At 47.5% G+C, this 17073-nt stretch carries 17 protein-coding genes, 1 riboswitch and 1 other annotated feature; of the genes, 14 read left to right on the top strand and 3 right to left on the bottom strand.

The features are described 5' to 3' along the window. Positions 1 to 15: 15 nt before the first annotated feature. Positions 16 to 1263, bottom strand: a complete 1248-nt coding sequence (locus tag I8U27_RS01380) for an MFS transporter (protein WP_181750283.1) — start codon at positions 1261 to 1263, stop codon at positions 16 to 18. 333 nt (positions 1264 to 1596) lie between these two features. On the opposite strand from I8U27_RS01380, the gene I8U27_RS01375 reads away from it, so the two are divergent. The 10 genes from I8U27_RS01375 to I8U27_RS01330 all read left to right on the top strand — a co-directional run bounded on the left by I8U27_RS01375 (position 1597) and on the right by I8U27_RS01330 (position 10664). Beyond that, positions 1597 to 1965 (top strand): ribonuclease G, encoded by a 369-nt coding sequence (locus tag I8U27_RS01375; RefSeq protein ID WP_181750284.1) that lies wholly within the window; start codon positions 1597 to 1599, stop codon positions 1963 to 1965. A gap of 304 nt (positions 1966 to 2269) precedes the next feature. Beyond that, positions 2270 to 2626 carry a TM2 domain-containing protein gene (locus I8U27_RS01370; RefSeq protein WP_198065816.1) on the top strand — a complete coding sequence of 119 codons (357 nt, stop codon included), beginning with the start codon at positions 2270 to 2272 and terminating at the stop codon, positions 2624 to 2626. Between the two features lie 223 nt (positions 2627 to 2849). Next, positions 2850 to 3371, top strand: coding sequence for a YqeG family HAD IIIA-type phosphatase (locus I8U27_RS01365; RefSeq protein ID WP_181750285.1), 522 nt, complete (start codon positions 2850 to 2852; stop codon positions 3369 to 3371). Then, the gene (yqeH, locus tag I8U27_RS01360) at positions 3368 to 4477 is read left to right on the top strand and encodes a ribosome biogenesis GTPase YqeH (protein WP_181750286.1); all 1110 of its coding nucleotides are present in this window, start codon (positions 3368 to 3370) and stop codon (positions 4475 to 4477) included. The genes I8U27_RS01365 and yqeH overlap by 4 nt, the downstream gene beginning before the upstream one ends. Before the next feature lie 41 nt (positions 4478 to 4518). Then, the gene (aroE, locus tag I8U27_RS01355) at positions 4519 to 5373 is read left to right on the top strand and encodes a shikimate dehydrogenase (RefSeq protein WP_181750287.1); all 855 of its coding nucleotides are present in this window, start codon (positions 4519 to 4521) and stop codon (positions 5371 to 5373) included. Between the two features lie 15 nt (positions 5374 to 5388). Then, positions 5389 to 5973 carry a nicotinate-nucleotide adenylyltransferase gene (locus tag I8U27_RS01350; protein ID WP_181750288.1) on the top strand — a complete coding sequence of 195 codons (585 nt, stop codon included), beginning with the start codon at positions 5389 to 5391 and terminating at the stop codon, positions 5971 to 5973. Then, entirely contained in the window at positions 5963 to 6553 is a 591-nt protein-coding gene (gene yqeK / locus I8U27_RS01345; RefSeq protein ID WP_181750289.1) for a bis(5'-nucleosyl)-tetraphosphatase (symmetrical) YqeK, read from the top strand. Before I8U27_RS01350 ends, yqeK begins: the two co-directional genes overlap by 11 nt. Continuing rightward, positions 6550 to 6891 (top strand): ribosome silencing factor, encoded by a 342-nt coding sequence (gene rsfS, locus I8U27_RS01340; protein WP_181750290.1) that lies wholly within the window; start codon positions 6550 to 6552, stop codon positions 6889 to 6891. The genes yqeK and rsfS overlap by 4 nt, the downstream gene beginning before the upstream one ends. A 111-nt stretch (positions 6892 to 7002) precedes the next feature. Further along, positions 7003 to 7232: a binding site (T-box leader), on the top strand. Between the two features lie 89 nt (positions 7233 to 7321). Then, on the top strand, positions 7322 to 9784 hold the full coding sequence (gene leuS, locus I8U27_RS01335) for a leucine--tRNA ligase (protein ID WP_181750291.1): 2463 nt from the start codon (positions 7322 to 7324) through the stop codon (positions 9782 to 9784). Between the two features lie 121 nt (positions 9785 to 9905). Beyond that, complete coding sequence (locus I8U27_RS01330) at positions 9906 to 10664, top strand: hypothetical protein (protein WP_181750292.1); 759 nt, start codon at positions 9906 to 9908, stop codon at positions 10662 to 10664. Between the two features lie 98 nt (positions 10665 to 10762). Here I8U27_RS01330 and comER read toward each other — a convergent pair whose 3' ends face one another. Further along, the gene (gene comER / locus I8U27_RS01325) at positions 10763 to 11593 is read right to left on the bottom strand and encodes a late competence protein ComER (RefSeq protein WP_181750293.1); all 831 of its coding nucleotides are present in this window, start codon (positions 11591 to 11593) and stop codon (positions 10763 to 10765) included. A 122-nt stretch (positions 11594 to 11715) separates the two neighbouring features. On the opposite strand from comER, the gene I8U27_RS01320 reads away from it, so the two are divergent. Continuing rightward, positions 11716 to 12387: a helix-hairpin-helix domain-containing protein gene (locus tag I8U27_RS01320; RefSeq protein WP_181750294.1), complete on the top strand. Its 672-nt coding sequence runs from the start codon at positions 11716 to 11718 to the stop codon at positions 12385 to 12387. Positions 12388 to 12464: 77 nt separating this feature from the next. Here I8U27_RS01320 and I8U27_RS01315 read toward each other — a convergent pair whose 3' ends face one another. Beyond that, positions 12465 to 13658: an ornithine--oxo-acid transaminase gene (locus tag I8U27_RS01315; protein WP_181750295.1), complete on the bottom strand. Its 1194-nt coding sequence runs from the start codon at positions 13656 to 13658 to the stop codon at positions 12465 to 12467. A 201-nt stretch (positions 13659 to 13859) separates the two neighbouring features. Further along, a riboswitch (SAM riboswitch) is annotated at positions 13860 to 13973 on the top strand. Between the two features lie 106 nt (positions 13974 to 14079). Between I8U27_RS01315 and I8U27_RS01310 the strand changes: the two genes are divergently transcribed. From I8U27_RS01310 to dcd, 3 genes are all read left to right on the top strand, one after another. Further along, positions 14080 to 15249 carry an aminotransferase class I/II-fold pyridoxal phosphate-dependent enzyme gene (locus tag I8U27_RS01310; RefSeq protein ID WP_181750296.1) on the top strand — a complete coding sequence of 390 codons (1170 nt, stop codon included), beginning with the start codon at positions 14080 to 14082 and terminating at the stop codon, positions 15247 to 15249. Continuing rightward, the gene (locus I8U27_RS01305; protein WP_181750297.1) at positions 15246 to 16409 is read left to right on the top strand and encodes an aminotransferase class I/II-fold pyridoxal phosphate-dependent enzyme; all 1164 of its coding nucleotides are present in this window, start codon (positions 15246 to 15248) and stop codon (positions 16407 to 16409) included. Before I8U27_RS01310 ends, I8U27_RS01305 begins: the two co-directional genes overlap by 4 nt. Positions 16410 to 16501: 92 nt before the next feature. Beyond that, the gene (dcd, locus tag I8U27_RS01300) at positions 16502 to 17059 is read left to right on the top strand and encodes a dCTP deaminase (RefSeq protein WP_181750298.1); all 558 of its coding nucleotides are present in this window, start codon (positions 16502 to 16504) and stop codon (positions 17057 to 17059) included. The last annotated feature ends 14 nt before the right edge of the window (positions 17060 to 17073 follow it).

The raw sequence follows: 17073 nt of genomic DNA, 5'->3' as shown, positions 1-17073 counted from the left end.
CAAAAACGAGCCGGATTAAGAGGCTCGTTTTTTCTTATAATGAACAGGTTCCGGTTCTGATGACGGATGTTTTCTTTTCAGGGCAAGAGCGATCAGAGCCGAACAGCCGCTGAGGATGGCAGCAATGATATAGACGTTTTGAACAGGGTAGTGATCAGCCAGGAAGCCCATCCCCAGAACTCCCAATCCGAATACTGCATAACTCATTGTACTGTGGGCCGCATATACTTTAGGCATTTGCTCTGGAGGCGTCTGTGTTTGAAATAATGTTCGTTGCGCGATTTCACGGGCTTGATACGGAGGGCCCATGATTAAGCATAAGAGCAAGGCAATGATCGGAATATTCGTGCCCGCAAAGGCAAAAGTTAAAATGGCCATACACAGGCTGCCGAAAAAAAGGGCAGTGATTAATCTTTGCTCAATCCATTTTGAGAGGGCCATGATGAGAAGCCCCCCTAAAATGGTCCCGGCGAAATAACTTCCGTTAATAAAGCCCCACCAGGTTTCATCCTTATGCAATACTCTGCTGACAAAAGCGAGAATGATTGCCCCTGTCCAAACAGTGCCGGCGATGTGCTCCAGTACATCCATCAAGGTAACCCGTTTGAGTATCGGGTGGGAAAAAAGAGTGATCCATCCTTCTTTAATCCTTTCCCAGTTCCGCACATTCTTTTCCATGTTTCCTTCATGTTGAGCCGGTTCACGAATAAACAAGAGAGACAGAGTAGAAACAGCAAAAAAAGCGGCAGTCAGCCATAAGATCGGTTGCGGACCCCACGCTGCCACCAGCATTCCCCCGCAGGTCCAACCTAACAGCATGAGCGTTTGATCAGTGGTCGAGAGAAGGCTGTTTGCTTTTACCAGCAGCTTTTTTTCGACAAGCCGTGGGACTAAAGCATTGCGCGCCGGCGTGCTCCAACCGTCAAAAAATGCGATGGACCCGATAAAAATCAAGACCCCGTGTACGACGGATGAAGAAGGGATCAATACTGTAAGGACCGCTAAACTCCCCAGCAGAACCGTTTGTCCCGCCTGGGAGATGATCAACAGAGAACGGAGAGAAAACCTCTCAAGCAAAAGTGGGGCAAGAAGGCCGCTCACCAGCTGAGGAAATAGTTTGAAAACAGGTACAAGCGCACTCAGTGTCACCGACCCGGTCGCTTGATAAATCAGAGTAACAACCGCCAGAATATAGAGAGAATCACCCCAATTGGCCAGTGATTGTCCCAACCAGAGCAGACGAAATGGAAGTGAGAGTTTCATCACGATGTCTCCTTCATCTGTATTTAGTTTTGGTTTGGGAATCAGGGTACAATCACATCAGCCTGTGATCCTTTCTCTTTGTGTTTAACTTTATTATACTTCAGGTTGCTTGAATGTACAGAAGGACTTCTATCGATTGCGAGGCTAAGAATTTTAGCATGATTACACTAAAAAAAACTTTATTGGAATTAATGTAAATATACTACTAAGAATTCTATGACATTTTTTATTAGAAATTAACAAAAACCAACTTGCCAATATTTAAGAATACCTTTAAAATAAACATTACTTTTGGTATATTCCTATTTTATTTTGCAAAAAGGAGAATGGAGCATGAACACCGAATTTGCACCACACCAGCATAGTTCTTTTGATGAAGTTCCGGCAGAAGTGAAAAAGTGGAACTGGGGTGCCTTCTTCCTGGGCTGGATCTGGGGGATTGGCAACAGTGTATGGATTTCTCTCCTCACTTTAATTCCGGTTGTGAACATTGTCATGATGTTTGTCCTCGGTGCCAAAGGAAGCGAGTGGGCCTGGAAAGCCAAGCAGTGGGAAAGTGTTGCACATTTTAAACGCGTCCAGCGTATCTGGGGCTGGGTTGGCTTTGCCATCTTTATTGTCGGCATTATATTTGGTTTCATCTACCTTGCCGCAGTTATTGCTCTTATAAGCCAAATGCCACAACAACCAACCGGTTATTAATCACTTTTAGAAAAGGTTACCCGGGGTCCTATTTGGACGATTCGGGTAGCCTTTTTATATCATCCGGCTCAATCGCCGGACTATAAATTCTTTCTCAGTATTTGTCCGGTTTCAGTGTTACCTGCAGGGGGGTTCAAACCGGAAGATCAGAACAAATCAGATGCAAAATCAAGCTCTTTTATTTAGGCTTATGAGTATGTGCCATCAGTTAAAAAAATGTTGTCAACTTGAATAAACCTTCTTGAAAAGTAATTTAATTCAAATTATAATTAGAGTTGTTTTTTAATTGAAAGGGAGGACTCATATGTCGAATTTGGAACTTAAAGGCCAATTAACTGCCCAAGAGATGTCCATGGTATCCACTGAATTGGAGCATGCCAAAAAATCAATGGCAGTAGGGTACGTCCTCTGGTTCTTCCTGGGCGAGTTTGGTGCACATAACTTTTTTGTCGGAAGAACCGGACCTGCAGTTGCACAACTTATTCTTGGCTTATTAGGTTGGTTCACGATCTGGATCTTTGGAATTGGTTTAATTTTTCTTATTCCTTTATGGATTTGGAAATTGATAGATGCATTTTTACTTCACGGCTGGATCAACCGGCAAAATGAAGAAGCAGAGCGCAGAATCATCCAACAAGTATTAAGCCGCCGCACTGCTTAATACATAAGTTTAACCGCCTGCCAACCCGGCTCTCTAAATGTTATCAGAAGCCGGCTTTCATTTTGTCAGAGATTGGTTTGGTCAATGTGTGATGAATTTGTGCTTAATTGAATAGCAGAACATAAAAAGAGAACCTTTTATAGCCGAGGTTCTCTTTTTGCAACCCGAATCGGAGATGTGATATATTTATTCCCGATAAGCTAGAATTGGACGGGGTGGGCATGTGTTTAAGTCGATGATTCCAAATATGTATGTACAGTCCATCTATACTATTGATTTCCATGAGTTACAGCGGCGCGGGATCAAGTCCGTGATTGTTGATCTGGATAATACACTGGTAGAATCTACGCGCCCTGATGCAACCCCGAGGTTAATCAAGTGGCTCGATCAGGTAAAACATATGGGTTTACAAGTGATGATTGTGTCAAATAACACCAAAACAAGAGTTTCCCAGTTTGCGGCTCCCTTAAACATTCCGTATATACATACAGCAAAAAAGCCATTGTCTCAAGCTTTTCGTAAAGCCTTAAAGAGCATGGGCACTAAAAAAGAGGAAACGGTTGTGATTGGCGATCAGTTGCTGACAGATGTGCTGGGGGGGAATCGTATGGGATTGTTTACGATTCTGGTTGTGCCTGTCTCCGATGTGGAGGGCTTTTTTACACGTATTAACCGCCGCATTGAAAGGTTTGTGTTTCGTTGGATGGAAAAGCGAGGTTTGCTTCGTTGGGAGGAAAATCATTGAGCGCCGAAAGAGAGTATCACTGTGAGGGATGCGGGATCTCTGTGCAGACAGAAGAACCTTCTGCATTAGGCTATGTGCCGCCCGCCGCACTGGAACGGGAAATGGTTTTATGCCAGCGGTGTTACCGCATCCGGCATTATGGCGAGATCGGCACCGTGAACCAAAACCCGGATATTTATTTGCAAAAGCTGGGGGAAATCGCCGGAACCGACAGTCTGGTTGTCCAGGTTGTGGACTTGTTTGATTTTTCCGGGAGCTGGATTCCGGGAATCCATCGCCATATAGGCGATAATCCGTTATTGCTGTTAGCAAATAAAATCGACCTTTTCCCCCGGTCGACGAAATGGGGGCGTTTAAGAGAGTGGCTGGTTCAATCGGCCCGGGACCTTGGGATCACTCCCATAGATGTGGAATTATGCAGTGCTGCTAAAGGGCTGAATATGAACGAAACGATTACGGCCATTGAAAAGTACCGTCAGGGGCGGGATGTGTATATTGTAGGCGCGACAAATGCCGGCAAATCGACGTTTATTAACCGTTTGTTGCGGGAAGTGGGCGGCGAGTCACAGGATGTGATAACCACATCCCCTTATCCGGGTACGACCCTGGATGCGATCCGTATTCCGCTTGAAGATGGAAAAGCGATTGTGGATACACCGGGGATTGTGCGGAGAGACCGCATCAGTGAGTGGGTAAGCCCCAGGGACCTGAAAATAGTCGTTCCGGGGGAAACGATTCGTCCGAAAGTGTATCAACTGAACGACAAACAGACATTGTTTCTGGGCGGGTTAGCCCGTTTTGATTATGTTCGGGGGCCCAGGCAGCCATTTGTCTGCTATGTCTCAAATCGGCTTTACATCCACCGCACGAAGCTGGACCATGCTGATGTGTTCCAGGAGAAACATTGCGGTGGATTGCTCGTGCCCCCGGCTGATCCTGAAATATTGCCCCCCTGGAAAAAGCATGTGATCAGCCTCCGGGGAAAGGAAAAGCAAGATGTTGTGATTCCGGGACTGGGTTGGATCGCCTGTGGAAAAGAGAAAGCAACGCTCCACCTCTGGGTTCCCGAAGGAATCCGGGTCATGACCCGTCCAGCGATTATCTAAGCGCCCCCGCGGGCGTTTCTTTATTAAGGGGAGGAGAAAAAATGATTACCAGCCAAACGGGAGGACTCGGCTTACTCGGCCATCCGGCGGGCCATTCCAAATCACCGGAAATGATGAATGCGGCTCTGCAAATGATGGATGCGCCTTATGTTTATCTTGCGTTTGATGTCACCCCAGCAGTATTGAAACAGGCTGTGGAAGGATTGAAGGCCTTAAAGTTTAAAGGTTGGAATGTGACCATTCCCCACAAAACATCGATCATGGAATATTTGGACGGTGTGGCCGAAAGCGCCCGAGAGATTGGCGCTGTCAATACGGTTGTTTATCAAGATGGGAAATGGACGGGGCATAACACAGATGGTACCGGCTATCTCCGCTCCTTGAAGGAAGAGACTTCCCTTGATTTATCAAAGCAGCGGGTGGTGATTCTCGGAGCGGGCGGGGCAGCCCGGGCAGTCGGATATGCGCTGGCAACGGCCGGTGTCCCAAAAGTGACGATTGCCAACCGTACCTTGGATAAAGCGGACCGCCTGGCAGAACATCTGTCACGGTGGACAAGTACGGAGGCAATTGCGATCAGCGACTGTCAGGATGAAGTGCGGGAAGCTGACTTAGTGGTGAATACCACCTCTGTGGGCATGTTTCCCCGGATCAATGAAACACCGATCCCCGCAGATTGGTTACACCATGGGCAAATTGTCAGCGATCTTGTTTACAATCCCCGTGAAACAGCTTTACTGCAAGCCGCCAAACTGAAAGGGGCACAAATTCACTGCGGATTAGGGATGCTGGTCTACCAGGCCGCCACTGCCCTTGAACTCTGGCTGGACAAGCCGGTTCCAATTCAGCTTATGAAACAGGTTTTAGAAGCCTCACTATCAGGAAATAAAAAATAAGAGAGAGTGAATGGGATGAAAGTAGGGATCTTTGGCGGTACGTTTGACCCGATTCACATGGGTCATCTTCTGCTGGCACAACAGGCGTTGGAGGAGGTGCCGCTGGATCATGTGTGGTTTATACCAGCATCAGAGCCACCCCATAAACAGGATAAACAGATTACCCCCTCTGATCACCGGGTCCGTATGGTGGAACTGGCAATTGAAAATAACCCTGCTTTCTGCCTATCCCGAATAGAACTTGACCGGCAAGGCCCCTCTTATACCGTTGATACTGTTCAGGAACTTGCGGAGACATACCCAAATCACCAATTTTTTCTTCTTGTCGGGGCAGACATGGTGAAAGATTTGCCCCATTGGTATAAAATAAAGAAAATCCTACAATTTGTCCAAGTAATTGCCCTTGGACGCCCCGGAGTGGATCTGGAGCCGCTTGCTGCTGATATAGCTGCCTCCGTTACATGGATCTCCGGTGGAATTGAAACAAATCTCTCATCCACTTTGATTCGCCACAGGGTTGCGCAGGGCAAAACGGTCCGATATCTTGTTCCCGATTCCGTTTGCCAGTATATGAAGGAGCATGGATTGTATGGAACGTGAGTTTTTATTGCAAGCTACAAAAAAGCAGTTAACTCCCGCGAGATGGGAACACACCCTCCGCGTCTCCGAAACAGCGGCAGAACTGGCCAGACGTGAAGGGGTTGATCCGGACCGGGCTGAAGTAGCAGGAATATTACATGACTACTGTAAGTTTTGGGAGACGGATGAATTAGTTTCCTGGATTAAGAAGTGCCATCTCCCTGAAGATCTTCTTTCTTATCACAAAGAATTGTGGCATGCTCCCGTGGGTGCCGAGGTAATCCGGGAGGAACTCCATATTACGGATGAAGACATATTAAATGCCGTTCGCTATCACACCTCAGGCCGTCCCGGTATGTCCAAGCTTGAAAAAATTATTTTTTTAGCTGACTATATTGAACCCGGCCGCCGTTTCCCCGGTGTAGATGAAGTTCGGGAGCTGGCAAAAACAGATTTGGACCAGGCAGTTCTTCAGGCTATGAACAATTCTATTGTCTTTCTGATCCAACGCGGGCAAAAAGTGTATCCACTTACTTTGCTTGCACGTAACGATATGTTAGACCAAATCGCTGAAAAGCACCTAAGGGAGGAATCTTTTTGAATCTAGTGGAAATCGCTCAGTTAGCAGCCACCGCTGCCGAGGAGAAAAAAGCCCAAAATGTGACCATTCTGGATATTCGCGGGCTGTCCGTGTTTGCAGATTACTTTGTGATCTGTCATGGGAATTCCCAGACACAGGTACAGGCGATTGTATCCGGTATTAAGGAAAAAGTCCTGGAGTCCGATATTATATTAAAGGGGATTGAAGGCTACCAGGATGCGCGCTGGGTATTGATTGATCTCGGTGATGTGGTTGTTCATGTTTTCCACAAAGATGAACGTGAGTTCTATGACCTGGAACGGTTATGGGGAGATGCACAATATGTTCGTGTGCAGTAGACATGTATACACCCTGATAAGAATGGATAACATGGTGAAAATAAGATAAATTTTTCGTTAAAAAAGCATTGACACAGGTAAAACCTGTTGCATATAATGTGAATTAAATATTTGACAGCTATGATGAGGAATAGTAATTTGTGCGCCCAGCGCAGAGAGTTGGCATTTTGGTGAAAGTCAACCTGGGGAAGCAAGTGAACTCGCCTCATCGCCCCAAAGGGGAACCCCAGTACTCTTTGGCGTTTGGTCCTCGTTAACGGATTCTGAGTGAGTGTTTGCGATAAGCAGACATTAATTAGGGTGGTACCGCGGGAATTGTTAACTAACCTCTCGTCCCTAGCGAAAAGATGCTGGGGGCGGGAGGTTTTATACTTTTACTGGAAGAAAAACTTCTTAGCCTGAGACTGCACGAGTTTGGAGGGTGAAAACATTGAAAGAGTATACCCCAAAAGAGATTGAATCCAAATGGCAGGCACACTGGGACAAGACCCGGTTATATGAAACAGATGAAGACACATCAAAGCCGAAATACTATGCGTTGGAACAGTTTCCCTACCCCTCGGGGGACGGCCTTCACATGGGCCATATGCGGGTTTATTCCATCGGTGATGTTGTGGCCCGTTTCCGCAGAATGAACGGCTATCGCGTTTTGCACCCCATGGGGGCGGATGCCTTTGGGCTGCCGGCGGAAAACGCTGCTATTAACCGTGGCGTCAATCCCAAAGAGTGGACCTTAAAAAATATGGACCGCTTTGTGAAAGAACAATCCTTGATGGGAGTTTCATATGATTGGGACCGTTATGTCGGTACGTGCCTGCCCGAGTATTATCGATTTAACCAGTGGTTATTCCTGCTCTTTTATGAGCGCGGGCTTGCCTATCGCAAACAAGCGTCCGTCAACTGGTGTCCAACCTGCTACACCGTTCTGGCAAACGAGCAGGTGGAGAACGGAAAGTGCTGGCGCTGTGACTCTGAAGTAACCAAGAAAGAACTGGAACAATGGTTTTTGCGCATCACTGATTATGCGGAACGCCTTTTGGAAGGATTGGATCGTTTGCCCCGCTGGCCGGAAAAAGTGAAAGCGATGCAAAGAAACTGGATCGGTAAAAGTGAAGGGGCTCATGTGACCTTTGCCATTCCGGAATTAAATGATGAGCCGGTCACTGTTTTTACAACCCGGCCGGATACCTTGTACGGAGTCACCTATATGGTGATGGCTCCCGAACATCCGCTTGTGCCCCGGTTGATCAAGGGGAAAGAAAATGAAGAGGTAATCACCCGTTTCATCGAAAAGATGAGAAAAGAAACTGAGATTGAGCGGACTTCGACCGAGACGGAAAAAGTGGGTTATCCTACCGGCGCCTATGCCAGGCATCCGTTGACCGGGGAAGAAATCCCGATCTGGGTTGCCAACTATGTACTGATGGATTACGGGACCGGGGCCGTGATGGGGGTACCTGCCCACGATGAACGAGATTTCCAGTTTGCGCGGAAATATCATTTGCCGATCCGAACTGTCATTCAACCTGCGGAAGGGCCGTTGCCGGAGCCGCTCACAGAGGCTTATACCGAAGATGGAGTGCTGTTAAACTCCGCCTCTTTCAACGGAATGAATAATCGCACAGCCATAGGTGCGATCGCCGGCCATCTGGCAGAAAACAACCAGGGCGGCCCGACGGTGAACTACCGCTTGCGCGACTGGCTCATTTCCCGCCAGCGTTACTGGGGAACACCGATTCCGATGATCTATTGTGACCGGTGCGGTACGGTACCCGTTCCCAAAGAAGATCTGCCTGTCCTTTTGCCGGAGGATGTCGTTTTTGACGGCAAGAGCAACCCGCTCACCACATCGGAAACATTTGTTCATACCTCTTGCCCGTCGTGTGGTGGCCAGGCACGCCGTGAAACGGATACGATGGATACTTTCTTTGACTCTTCCTGGTACTATATGCGCTATACGGATGCCAAAAATAAGGACATGCCTTTTGATCCGGACAAAGTCAACAGCTGGTTACCGGTTGACGAATACATTGGCGGGATTGAACATGCCGTTCTCCATCTGCTTTATTCCCGCTTTTTCACCAAAGTGTTGCATGATGCGGGCATGGTTGCCGTCGATGAGCCGTTCAACAGCCTTTTAACTCAGGGAATGGTGCTTAAAGAAGGTTTTAAGATGTCCAAGTCAAAAGGGAATGTCGTCAGCCCCCTGGAGATTGTCGATAAATATGGAGCTGATACAGCCCGCTTATTTATCCTGTTTGCTGCCCCGCCTGATCGCGATTTGGATTGGAGCGATACGGGAGTCGAAGGGAGCTATCGCTTTTTAAACCGGGTCTGGCGTTTGATTGGCCAGCATGAATCGTTGTTTGGCCGGAATCTGACACCGGCACCCGAGCCGGATCGCGATGCCCGTGAATTGCACCGCGTCCTGCATCAGACCATCAAAAAAGTGACGCATGAAATTGGTGAGAGAAGCCATTTTAACACGGCAATCAGCGCGATTATGGAACTGGTAAACGCGTTGTACAGTTATCCTGAGCATGCGGACCGAGGAACCCTGCGTGAAGCGCTGGAGAAGCTGGTGATCCTGTTGGCGCCCTTTGTTCCGCACATCACAGAAGAGCTGTGGCAAATCATGGGCGGAGAAGGCAGTGTCCATGCACAGGACTGGCCTTCGTTTGACCCGGAAGCGCTTGTGCTGAACGAAGTAGAAATCGCTGTTCAAATCAACGGAAAAGTCAGGGAGAAATTAGTTGTTTCTACCTCAGCTTCCCGCGAAGAAGTGGAGAAACAAGCCCTTGCCCAGGAGCGGATTCAAGATTTGGTCGACGGCAAAACCGTACGTAAAGTGATTGTGGTACCGGGCAAACTGGTTAATATTGTGGCGAAATAAATATTATCAAAAGAGAGGATCTGCTCTGCGGGTCCTCTTTTTGGTAGAATAGGGGAGAAACCGGGTAACAAACATTGACGGAAGCAAAATTGTAAAAATCTGATTTAAAAGGATGGAGGATATGACCAAAGATCGGATACCAGGATTGGATCGTGTAAAAAAAATACTGTTATTATTAAACAGACCCCTGTATCATTCTGCATTTTTTCGCCAGTGGGAAAATCACAAATACAGTGCGATATGGGTCTTGTTTTTATTGTTATTTACAACGGGCACTCTTTTCGGCTTATTCTTTTTTCAAAAATGGCTGTACTGGTCACCATCATCAATTTTTTTTGAGCGGCCTCATAACTTTACCATTTGTATATTTGTAGCGTTTCCCTTGGCCCTCTTTTTTTACTTAGTGACTCTTTCTACTAAAGATGAAGCATTCTCTGCATCTGTGCTTCCGTTTGTAGTTGTGTTATTCATATTGGTTCCATTTGCCATGGATACATATATCCTTGTAAAGAAAGATGGGGTTCGCCTTTCCCTGCCTGAATCGGTAGGGGATTCCATTAAATATTCTTGGGATGAAGTAGAACGTGTTTCTCTTGATTATGGCAATGATGGTGACGGCGGCTTTGAGGGTGACTATATTTTATATTTTAAAGACGGCAACTTTCTCGACTTATGGTGGAATGGCCGCGGATCGGTTGAAGATATCAAAAAGTTCCATGAATTTTTTAAATCAAAAAACATACCGATTAAAGCGAACAGACCATTAAATCAGTATGCTGTTGAGAAGTTGATGAGTTACTGGGATCAAAATGAAATTGAATATGTAAAGCAACTTTTTTCAGCCCATCTGAAAAAACAAGATAACGGAATCTCTGAATAAAGAACAAAGATACTAAATAACCCCTCAGCGTAATGATCCGGCGCCGGGGGTTTGAATTTTTTGGTAAAAGTTATATTATATGGAAAAATGGGAACAGGTCATATGGATCGATATTGAAGAGAACGCTTTACTTTTTCAACATCTTCCTCGTACTTGGCATGAGTGATATGAAAAAGTTTGTCAAATGCAGGAGATAATTCTTGTTCAAGCAGTTCAAGGCCTTCTGCCGTGATTCCTCCGGGGACGGAAACACGCTGTTGGAGTGAATGCAATGAGAACCCGCCCTCAGTGAGCAATTTTCCGACTCCCAATGCCATTTGGGCTACCAGCGGAGCGGCTGTTTCAGGGGGAATCCCTGTTTTTTTCACGGCCGCTTCCACCATTTGCTCCAGAATATTTGCCAGGAAGGCCGGGGCACAACTTGCCAGATCTGAGGAGATTCGTGTATGTCTTTCATCTACTTTCAACGGGTTGCTGATGGTGGAAAGCAGTTGATGCAGCCACTGCTCTTCCTTAGGGGTTATTCTGGAACCGGGGATATAAAGGGAGCTGCCGCACAGGACCTGGTTGGTGATACTGGGAATAATCTTGGCTACTTTGCAGGGGAGCCATTTTTCCAAATCTTCGAGCATCACAGGGCTGGTGATGGAGATTGCCAGTTGGTCAGCTTTGATGCCTGGGAGGATGTCTTCAAATACCTGACGAAATTCCCCCGGTTTTACGCAGATAAAAAAACAGGAGACTTGTTGAACCAGTTCAAGGTTGTTGTGGGCAACCTGTATACCCGGGTATGCGGCCGCCAATTGATCGGCTGTCTTTTGCGTACGGTTGCTGATCACAATCTCTGACGGCAGGAACGTTTGGGCGTGAATAAATGCTTCTACCAACGTGCGTCCCATGCTTCCGGTTCCGATAAAGCCAATCTTCACAGGTGATCCCTCCTAGTCTGCAACCATCGCAGAACAATATTTTTATTCTTACGTAACCGGACAGGCTGATATGAAAGAGAATGAATCACTCTCGTGACTTATGACTCAGAGGAGGCGGTAAATTGGTACGGATCGAGTGGACGTTGAGAGAGAAAGTACTGGCGGTTGCTTTGGGAGTATGCATGGTGCTGTTAGCATTCAGTTTTTTGGGCGATGACGGAAATTCAGCTGAACAGGCTGAACCTTCACTGCAACCGTATCAGCCGCTGGCCAAAGAGAAAAAAGTTTCCGGTTCGGGTTCTCCGGCAATTTCCAAAAAAGCTCCCCGGCTGATTGTAGATGTAAAAGGTGCTGTCAATAACCCGGGCATCTATGAACTTGCTGCAACTGCCCGGGTTTACGAGGCCATTCAAAAAGCGGGCGGAGCAAATCAATCAGCTGATCTCAATCAAGTGAATTTGGCCCAACCCTTGGCAGACGGGATGGTGATATACGTCCCGAAAAAAGGTGAAACCGTTCCGGACATATACCGGACAGCCAAAGCATCGCCGACAGCCGGACAAGATATAGATTCTTTTGACAAGTCTAAAAACCCTTCCGCAAAAATAAATGTGAATACTGCAACCGTACAGGAGTTGCAACAGCTAAACGGAGTCGGCCCTTCTAAAGCAGAGGCAATTGTTCGCTATCGGGAAGAACACGGAAAGTTTCAATCGGTTGATAATCTAACTGATGTTCCGGGAATTGGGGAGAAGACACTGGCGAAATTTCGTGATCAAATCACAGTGGAATGAATGGATCAGCCGGCCCAGTCCTTTGTTAATAAATGAAAACAAACCTTCTCTGCCATGGCAGAGAAGGTTCGCCTTTTTTATTTCGAAAGCACTTTACGCACTTTATCCAGTGCCAGATCAAGCTCCTCTTTGGTAATGATCAGCGGCGGAGCGAAACGGATGGTGTTTTCATGGGTTTCTTTGCACAGGAGCCCTTCGGCCATCAATTGTTCGCAATAGGGACGGGCCGGTTGATCAAGTTCCATACCGATAAACAAACCTTTACCGCGGATCTCTTTTATGTGCGGGTTGTCGATTTTGCGCAGTTCACCGATAAAGTGTTCCCCAAGCTCCCGGGAGCGTTTTGTGAGCTCTTCTTCCTCAAGAACATCCAGTGCGGCGATGGCAACAGCACAAGCCAACGGGTTTCCGCCAAAGGTGGAACCGTGTGACCCCGGCTCAAACACGCCGAGGATCTCCTTATCTGCGGCGACTGCCGAGATGGGCATCACTCCGCCTCCCAAAGCCTTGCCCATAATATACATATCCGGTTTTACATCTTCCCAGTCACAGGCAAATGTTTGCCCGGTACGGCCAAAGCCGGTTTGGATTTCATCCGCGACGAAGAGAACATGGTTGTCCTTACAAATCTGATAAGCTTCCCTCAGGTATCCTTCCGGCGGTACGATTACACCGGCTTCCCCCTGGATCGGCTCAAGCAGGAATGCGGCGGTATTTGGGGTGATGGCCCTTTTCAGGGCTTCTGTGTCCCCGTAGGGAATGATTTTAAATCCGGGTGTGAGCGGCCCGAATCCCCGTTTATATTCATCATTGGAAGAAAGGGAGACGGCAGTGACGGTCCGGCCATGGAAATTCTCCTCACAGACGATCATCTCTGCCTGGTTCTCCGGAACCTTTTTCACATCGTAGGCCCAGCGGCGAACCGCTTTGATCGCGGTTTCTACAGCTTCTGCACCGGTGTTCATGGGAAGAACCATTTCTTTTCCGGTCAGGTGTGCCACTTTTTCATAAAAGGCTCCCAGCTGGTCGTTATGAAAAGCGCGGGAGGTTAAGGTTACTTTGTCCGCCTGATCTTTTAAGGCTTGAATGAGACGTGGATGGCGGTGCCCATGATTGAGAGCGGAGTAAGCGCTTAACATATCCATGTAGCGTTTTCCGTCCGCGTCTTCCACCCAGATTCTTTCCGCTTTGGAAATGACGATCGGAAGGGGGTGATAGTTTTTTGCTCCGTATTTATCTGTCAGCTCAATGAGGGATTTGTTATTTGACATAAGGAACCTCCAATAAAAATAGTAAAATTGAAACGGTTACAACCATTGTAAGGGAAAGGTTTGCAGGAAATCAATTAAATGTATGTGTATGTGAGTTAATGAATATATTTAAATCTCTTGACAATGAGATAAAACGTGAATATAATCATTTCAAGTATTACGATCTGATCTAAACCATGATATTTGCATATGAAATTCATTCTCTTATCCAGAGCGGCGGAGGGACTGGCCCGATGAAGCCCGGCAACCTCGATGTGAATCCCACATCGGATGGTGCCAATTCCTGCAGGAACGATTGTTCCTGAAAGATAAGAGAAGATGCTGAGGAATAGCCGGCCTCTTCTCTTATCCAAAGAGAAGAGGCTTTTTTCATCGATTTGAAACGCCGGAAACTTAACCATCTCGACAGGAGGTACCACCTTTGCGACTGGAAACACAACTGGCTCAAGTTGGAACCAAGAAAGAGAAAAAAACGGGTGCAATCAGTTTCCCTGTCTACTTTGCCACTGCTTATGAACATATCGGCCTCGGTGTCAGCACAGGCTATGATTATTCACGCACGGCAAACCCGACCCGTGACGTACTGGAAGAAAGCATCGCCCGGTTGGAAGGCGGGGATGCCGGGTTTGCCTGCAGTTCGGGAATGGCGGCCATTCAAACCGTAATGGGAATCTTTTCCAAAGGGGATCACCTGATTGTTTCCCTTGATCTCTACGGCGGTACATATCGTTTGTTTGAAGAAGTTCTATCACGTTTTGGGCTTACCTTTTCCTATGTTGATCTGCGGGACCTGGATGCGGTTGAACAGGCGGTCCGTCCCCATACAAAAGCAATTTTTATCGAGACAGTCACCAATCCGTTGATGCGCGTGACCGATCTGGCGGCGATATGCCGGATCGCCGGGCGGCATCAATTATTATCTATCGTAGATAACACCTTTATGACTCCGTATCATCAACAGCCGATTCAATTGGGTGCAGATATTGTTATTCACAGTGCCACCAAGTATTTGGGCGGACATAACGATGTGCTGGCCGGGTTGATCGTCACGAAAGGGGAAGAGCTTTCGGAACGGATTCGGTTCATCCATAATTCCATCGGAGCCACTCTGGGGCCTCTCGATGCCTGGCTGTTGATGAGAGGCATGAAAACATTGGCTCTGCGTATGGAAAAACATCAGGAAAATGCGAGTCAGCTGGCCAGGTTTTTACACGAACACCCGGGAGTGACGGAAGTTTTCTATCCCGAGCTGGACGAAAAAAGCAGATCAATCCTCAGTGAGCAGGGAAAAGGCTGTGGCGGCATGCTTTCGTTTCGTGTCAAAAATAAACAATGGATTGGACCTTTTCTCGAAAATTTAAAGATTATTACTTTTGCGGAGAGTTTAGGGGGAGTGGAAAGTTTAATCACCTACCCGGCAACGCAAACCCATGCGGATATCCCGCAGGACATTCGTGAAAAAGTAGGGGTCTGCGAGCGGCTTTTGCGTTTCTCCGCAGGCATTGAGCATGTGGACGATTTGAAGCAGGACCTGGCAAATGCTTTTGCACAAGCAGAACGGACAGTCAATCAAGGAGGTAGAGTAAGATGAGGTTTGAAACACGTTTGCTCCATAACGGAAACGAGATTGATTCCTTCACCGGTGCTTCAAGCATCCCGATTTACCAGGCTTCTACCTACCATCAGTTTAACATTGATCAACCGGGTGAATTTGATTATGCCCGTTCGGGAAACCCGACCCGTCACGCCCTGGAAGAAACCATTGCCAGCCTGGAAAGGGGATGTCGCGGCTTCGCTTTTGCCTCGGGGATGGCAGCCATCTCCACCGTGTTCCTGCTTTTTTCGCGGGGAGACCATTTGATTGTTTCTCAGGACGTGTATGGGGGAACATACCGTGTACTGACAAAAGTGTTTGACCGGATGGGGATTGAAACCACCTTTGTCGATACAACTGACCTGCATCAGGTAAATAACGCCGTTCGTGCCAACACAAAGGCCATCTATGTTGAAACTCCTTCCAATCCTTTATTGAAAGTGACAGATTTGAAGGGGATTGTTGGAATCGCCCGTGCCAACCGTTTATTGACGATTGTGGACAATACCTTCCTAACTCCTTATTTCCAGCAACCGCTTTCGTTGGGAGCAGATATTGTTGTCCACAGCGCAACCAAATTTATCGGCGGGCACAGTGATGTGGTTGCCGGACTGGTGGCAGTGAAGGATGAAGAAATCGCTGAACAAATCGCGCTACTGCAAAATGCGTTTGGGGCGATCCTGGGAGTGCAGGACTGCTGGTTGGTGATGCGGGGACTCAAAACTCTCCAGGCGCGGATGGAAGCATCAACGAAAAGTGCAGAAAAGCTGGCACTCTGGTTACAACAACATCCCGATGTAGAAAAGGTATATTATACCGGCTTACCCTCGCATCCCGGTCACCATGTGCAGGATATGCAGGCAAGCGGACACGGAGCGGTTCTTTCCTTTGATGTTGGCAGCAAGGAAAAGGTGCATCATATTTTAAACCGGGTCCGGTTGCCGATTGTGGCGGTCAGCCTGGGGGCAGTTGAAAGCATTTTATCTTATCCCGCCCGGATGTCCCATGCTTCCATGCCGCCGGAAGTACGCGCCAAACACGGAATTACAGATGGCTTGTTGCGCCTGTCCGTCGGTCTGGAAAATGCAGACGATCTGATTGATGATCTCGCGCAGGCAATCGCGGAAAAAGTCCAGGTGGCCGTATCTGGAAAATGATGATCGCTGACGTCTCAATCGGAGGCGTTTTTCTTTTGTTTATCATCATGTACAATGGGAGAAAAGAGATTGATAGAAGGGGCAGTTTAACGATGAGCATTAAGTCAGACAAGTGGATCCGGAAAATGGCCATCGAACATCACATGATTGAGCCGTTTATTGAAAGCAACGTAGGAAAAGGAGAAGCGGTCAGCTTCGGTTTGAGCAGTTACGGCTATGATCTGCGTGTAGCAGATGAATATAAAATCTTTCACAACGCCTTAAACACAATTATTGACCCGAAAAAGATCAACTCTGATTCGTTTATTGACTTTAAAGGAGATGTTTGCATCATTCCGCCCAACTCCTTTGCCCTCGCCCGGTCGGTTGAGTATTTCCGGATTCCGGAGAATGTGCTGGCCGTCTGTGTCGGCAAATCAACCTATGCCCGCTGCGGCATCATTACCAACGTCACACCGTTTGAACCCGGCTGGGAGGGACACGTTACCCTGGAAATCTCCAATACCACCCCGCTTCCCGCCAAAATCTATTCCAACGAAGGTTTATGCCAGGTGTTATTTTATGAAAGCGATGAAGCATGTGAGGTCTCCTATCGCCATAAACAGGGGAAATACCAGAATCAAACCGGAATTACCCTGCCGCGGGTATAAACAAAAAAACCAGC

Origin of the sequence: Paenactinomyces guangxiensis (assembly GCF_016055185.1) — a bacterium.
GTDB classification, from domain to species: Bacteria; Bacillota; Bacilli; order Thermoactinomycetales; family Thermoactinomycetaceae; genus Paenactinomyces; species Paenactinomyces guangxiensis.
This window is presented reverse-complemented; position numbering and strand designations above follow the sequence as displayed.